Source organism: Novipirellula sp., from assembly GCF_041583735.1.
Lineage (GTDB): Bacteria > Planctomycetota > Planctomycetia > Pirellulales > Pirellulaceae > Novipirellula.
Genome location: NZ_JBFHFD010000699.1, coordinates 1 through 4,431, shown reverse-complemented (window position 1 = coordinate 4,431; position 4,431 = coordinate 1). Strand labels below are relative to the sequence as shown.

Below are 4,431 nucleotides of genomic sequence, written 5' to 3'. Positions count from 1 at the left end.
GGATTGGCAGAGCCTGAGAAAATCGAGCATTACGAAGCCGCCTTTGAAGCCGCTGGCGATTTTCAGTTGTTTTAGTAGCCCCGACAACATCGGGGGGAAGTGACGCCGAATCACGTTTGACTGGTTATACTGCGGAGACATCTCGAATGATGAAAGTGATCGTTTGCATTGTTGCGAGATGGGAGCCGATGGAATTTCAAAGAGCACCATGACGACCGATACTCTGAATGACAATGATGTCGATGCAATCAATCGACTCGCCGAAATCAGCCAACAACTGCGAGCCGAGTTGGCCCGTGTGATCGTGGGTCAACAGGATACGATCGAACAATTGGTCGTCTGTCTTTTTGCACGCCGTCACGCGTTGCTGATGGGGGTTCCCGGACTGGCCAAAACCTTGTTGGTAAGCAAGTTGGCCGAAACGATGTCGCTGGACTTTAGCCGCATCCAGTTCACTCCCGACTTGATGCCGATGGACATCACCGGCACCGATATCTTGCAGGAATCGGATCATGGGCGGCGTGAATTTCAGTTCGTCAAAGGACCGTTGTTTGCCAATATCGTGTTAGCGGACGAAATCAACCGCGCTCCACCAAAAACGCAAGCCGCGATGCTCGAGGCGATGCAAGAACACCGTGTCACCGTACTCGGAAAACACTTTCCCTTGGACGAACCGTTCATGGTATTGGCAACTCAGAACCCAGTCGAGCAAGAGGGGACGTATCCGCTTCCGGAAGCGCAGTTGGATCGGTTTATGTCGCTGATTGAATTGGATTACCCTTCGGAAGCCGAAGAGATTCAAATTGCGAAAACTACGACTGGGGACGAGTTGCCTCAGTTGGACCATTTGCTAACCGCCGAGGATATTCTCGCGTATCAACACTTGGTACGACGGGTGCCGGTGCCGGATCATCTTTACACCTACGCGGCTCGCTTGGTTCGCAAAACGCGTCCGGATGGCGAGACGGCGCCTGATTGGATGCGGCCTTTGGTTTCCTGGGGTGCGGGCCCTCGCGCAGTGCAGAACTTGATTCTGGGTGCCAAAAGCCGTGCGGCGCTCAAGGGTAGTTACATGGTGCGTTTGGAAGACATCCAACACGTCGCTCCGTCGGTGTTAACGCATCGCATTATCACGACGTTTGCGGCACAGAGCGAACGCGTTACGGCAAAGACGATCGTCAAACGGTTGGTCGAGGAAACGGCGGTATGACGTCGCCGGTGCCGACTCGCGATTTCCTGGATCCCGATGTGCTTGCGCGGCTGCGGGGGCTGCCGCTGTTTGCGCGTAAAGTCATGTTGGGCAGCGTATCGGGCCGACACCGCAGCCCGCATCGCGGATCGAGTGTCGAGTTTGCCGAGTATCGCAAGTACGTTCCTGGCGATGATCTGCGGCGACTTGATTGGCGTGCCTATGGGCGAACCGATCGCTTCTTTGTCAAAGAGTTCGAAGCGGATACCAATCTGCGAATGGTGATCGTCGTTGATACCAGTGGATCGATGGGATTTGGCAGTACCGGATTGTCCAAGCTCGATTATGCAAAACGGATGGCAGCAACGCTTTCCTACCTGGCGATGGAGCAGGGGGATGCGGTCGGTTTGGCGTGCGTGGCGAATCAGGTGGTGAATCGGTTGCCGGCATTGCGTAATCCCGCACATCTATCGAACTTGTTCAACTTGCTCGATCAAGCGACCGCCGCGGGGGAGACGGAGTTGATCGCGGTGTTACACGAATTGGCCGAGACGATCCAGCAGCATGCTCTGGTGATTTTGTTGTCGGATTTGTTTGTGTCGCCCGAACGTTTACAACCCTGTTTTGAACATTTGCGTTTTCGCAAACATGACGTTTCGGTTTTTCATTTGCTTGATCCCGAAGAGCTGGCGTTCAATTTTGACCAGCCGACTCGGTTCGTCGATATGGAAAACGATGCGACGATCTTTGCCGAGCCCAGTGAGATCGCGGTGGCGTATCATGCTGCGATGAATGAGTACTTGGAATCAATTAAAACGCTGATGGCACGTGCGTCGGTGGATTATCACCGCGTCGTGTTAGACCAGCCGTACGAGCAAGTGCTGAGCGATTTCCTTGTCGGTCGGACTCAAGGAAGAAGGGTCTGATAGGGTGGTGCGCCGATGAGTTTTTTGCAGCCGTGGATGCTGTTGGCTTTGCCGTTGGTGATGCTGCCAGTGATCATTCATTGGATGAACCAGCGACGTCACCAAACCAAGCCGTGGGGCGCGATGGCGTTCCTGATGCAAGCGAGCCAGATGTCGCGAGGTTATGCCAAACTGCGTCGTTGGTTGATTCTCGCACTGCGTGTGCTTGTGGTCGCGGGGCTGATCTTTGCCGTCACCCGTCCGTTGTCCAGCGGTTTGCTCGGCTGGCGATTCGGAGGGCATGTGGATACGACGGTCGTGATTTTGGATCGGTCGCCGAGCATGCAACAGACCGGCAAGTCGGGTGAGTCGAAATTGAGTCGTGCTCGCGAGCAAATCGCCAACACGCTGGGAATGCTTGACGCTTCGCACTGGGTGCTAATCGATAGCGGGACAGAACAACCGAGCTCGTTTGCGACACTGGATGCCATGGTCGATTCGCCGCTGATGCGAGGATCAAGCAGCACGGCGAAGATTCCCAAGTTGATTCAAACTGCGGTCGACTATTTGAGACGCAACCAAGTGGGCGATGCCGATATTTGGATTTGCAGCGATCTGCGGTCCGCCGATTGGGATACGGCGAGCCATCATTGGACGGCGTCGCGAGAGATGCTGAAGCAGATGCCTCAATCGATTCGGTTCCATTTGTTGGCTTATCCTGAATCCAATGCATCGAATCGGTCGGTTCGTGTCAGCGAGGCACGGCGGATCAAGGACGATGACGGCGATGCCGTGTTAATCTCGTTGAATCTATCCCGATCCGCTGGGGAAAACGCTAGTGATGGAGGCGGCCACATCGCAGTGCCAGTACAAGTCGAGATCGATGGGGTGCGAACTCAATTTGATCTGCCCCTGGTTGGGAACCAGGCCGAAATGCGTAATCATCGGATTCCGGTCTCACCGCAAACCGAATCAGGGTGGGGGCGTCTTACGATCCCCGCCGATGCAAACAATGCCGACAATGTCTCGTTTTTTGTCTTCGATGCTCCGCCGCCACGACGTGTGGTCTTGGTCAGTGATGACCGAGATGCGACCAAGGCACTGGAGATCGCCGCCTCGGTTTCACCCGAGCCCAATGTCTCAGCCACTGTCGAGGTGTCCACGTCTGAATTGGTCGATACACTCGAGCTTGACGCGGCGGCGCTGGTTCTGTGGTGTGTCGAGTTGCCAGTCGGAGATGCTGCCGAGAAGGTTGCTGAATACGTCGACCAAGGCGGCCAAGTGATTTTCTTTCCGCCGCCGAGCTTGTTGTCCGGTGGAGGTGTTCTCAACGAACGCGAGTTCCGTGGCGTTCAGTGGGGGCGTTGGAAGGGCGATGGCGAAAAAGTCCTCGTCGAAAACTGGCGATCCGATCAAGACCTGCTGGCTGCGACCAGTAGCGGTGCCGGATTACCCGTGGGCCAGTTGCAAGTCCATGGGCACGCCGAGATCGAAGGTGACGTGACATCGCTAGCCACGGTGACCGGCGGCGATCCATTGCTGGCACGGGTGATGACTGACAACGGAGGTGTCTATTTTTGTGCGGCTTCACCTTCGCTTGATCGATCGTCGCTGGCCGACAATGGGGTCGTGTTATACGCGATCGTCCAACGTGCAATCGATCAAGGATTGCAGTCGCTGACCCGCACACGCGACCAAGTTGCCGGTCAAGTCGATTTGTCGACCGAGACTTGGAAACAACTCGAGGGCGACTCCAATGGGCTGTCCAGCGAGTATGCATCCAGCGCCGGCGTTTACCGCAGCGGGGCAGGGCAGGGCGGACGGTTGATCGCGGTGAATCGGGACGCGAGCGAAGACCGGATCGACACGGTCGATGCCGCCCAGGTCGAGGCGTTATTCGAGGGAGTGAGTTTTTCGCGTCTCGACGAAAGTGTGGACGACGCCGGCGGAATTGCCCGCGAAATCTGGCGTTTGTTCTTGCTCGGAATGATCGTCGCAATGTTGCTCGAAGCGGTGCTCTGTTTGCCTCGCCGTAGTGCCAAGGTTGCAAGCCAAGGGGGACCCGCTTGATGGATTCGGGTTTCTCGTTTCAATGGAATTCGCTGTTTTTTGCGATTTCAATCATCGCTCTGATTGTCACCTGTGGACTCGCCTGGATCGCATCCGCGCGACGCCGGTTTCGTTCGTCAGTGGTTTGGCTCGAGGTGTTTCGTGTCCTGTTGGTTGCGTTTGCGGTGGTGCTGTTGAATCAGCCTGAGGTGATCTACCAAATTGATCCTACCCGTCGTCCCACGGTGGTGATTTTGGGCGACGATTCGCTCAGCATGGAAACCGCCG

4 protein-coding genes are annotated in these 4,431 nt (G+C 55.9%); all 4 read left to right on the top strand.

Going from position 1 to position 4,431, the window contains the following annotated elements:
- Positions 1 to 178: 178 nt before the first annotated feature.
- Positions 179 to 1,210 carry an AAA family ATPase gene (locus ABX962_RS31235; protein WP_372725466.1) on the top strand — a complete coding sequence of 344 codons (1,032 nt, stop codon included), beginning with the start codon at positions 179 to 181 and terminating at the stop codon, positions 1,208 to 1,210.
- On the top strand, positions 1,207 to 2,115 hold the full coding sequence (locus tag ABX962_RS31230) for a DUF58 domain-containing protein (protein ID WP_372725464.1): 909 nt from the start codon (positions 1,207 to 1,209) through the stop codon (positions 2,113 to 2,115). Before ABX962_RS31235 ends, ABX962_RS31230 begins: the two co-directional genes overlap by 4 nt.
- A 15-nt stretch (positions 2,116 to 2,130) precedes the next feature.
- Positions 2,131 to 4,164: a BatA domain-containing protein gene (locus ABX962_RS31225; RefSeq protein WP_372725462.1), complete on the top strand. Its 2,034-nt coding sequence runs from the start codon at positions 2,131 to 2,133 to the stop codon at positions 4,162 to 4,164.
- Positions 4,164 to 4,431 (top strand): hypothetical protein (locus ABX962_RS31220; protein ID WP_372725460.1); only part of this gene is annotated, 268 nt, incomplete at its 3' end. The genes ABX962_RS31225 and ABX962_RS31220, both read left to right, overlap by 1 nt.

Bases quoted from the DNA above. Each gene is read 5' to 3' on its own strand.
- ABX962_RS31225 (WP_372725462.1), top strand. From the start codon at position 2,131: ATGAGTTTTTTGCAGCCGTGGATGCTGTTGGCTTTGCCGTTGGTGATG.
- ABX962_RS31235 (WP_372725466.1), top strand. From the start codon at position 179: ATGGGAGCCGATGGAATTTCAAAGAGCACCATGACGACCGATACTCTG.
- ABX962_RS31230 (WP_372725464.1), top strand. From the start codon at position 1,207: ATGACGTCGCCGGTGCCGACTCGCGATTTCCTGGATCCCGATGTGCTT.